The organism is Vibrio sp. 1402 (assembly GCF_033340275.1).
This window is the reverse complement of the sequence record NZ_JAWOWE010000546.1, coordinates 1-563: the sequence shown is the minus strand read 5'-3', so window position 1 is coordinate 563 and position 563 is coordinate 1. Positions and strand designations below refer to the sequence as shown.

1 protein-coding gene and 1 pseudogene are annotated in these 563 nt (G+C 43.7%); both read left to right on the top strand.

Annotated features, from left to right (window positions below):
- Positions 1 to 291: pseudogene (locus tag R7044_RS27175) on the top strand (ABC transporter permease subunit); the annotation flags it as partial.
- A partial coding sequence (locus R7044_RS27170; protein ID WP_225456222.1) for an ATP-binding cassette domain-containing protein occupies positions 285 to 563 on the top strand: 279 nt, incomplete at its 3' end. The pseudogene R7044_RS27175 and the gene R7044_RS27170, both read left to right, overlap by 7 nt.

The following is a 563-nucleotide window of genomic DNA, read 5'->3' as shown; positions in this document are numbered from 1 at the left end:
TCGCCTTTAAAAGTCTTTTTAACCATTACTTTGCCTCTGACGATTCCTGGGATCATCACGGGCACTATGCTGTCGTTTGCCCGCAGTCTGGGTGAGTTTGGCGCAACCATCAGTTTTGTGTCCAATATTCCCGGGGAGACACAAACCATTCCTCTCGCTATGTACAATTTTATTGAAACGCCGGGAGCGGAAATGGAAGCGGCACGCTTGTGTATCATTTCTATTGCACTCGCTTTATCGACGTTGATGATTTCTGAGTGGTTGAATCGTAAAGCAGCGAGTAGATTGGGTGCGAAGCGAGGACAATTAAAATTCAATTCAAACAAACGCTTGGCGAAACTAACTTTGATATCGATCTTTCGTTACCGCGTAACGAAATAAGTGCATTATTTGGACGTTCTGGAGCTGGTAAAACCACATTAATTAATGTGATTAGTGGGTTGGTGACGCCAAAACAGGGCAGAATTGCAATTGGCGATCACGTCTTGTTTGACAGTGAACAAGGGATCAATTTACCAACGCATAAACGTAAAATCGGGTATGTATTTCAGGACTCGCGTTTA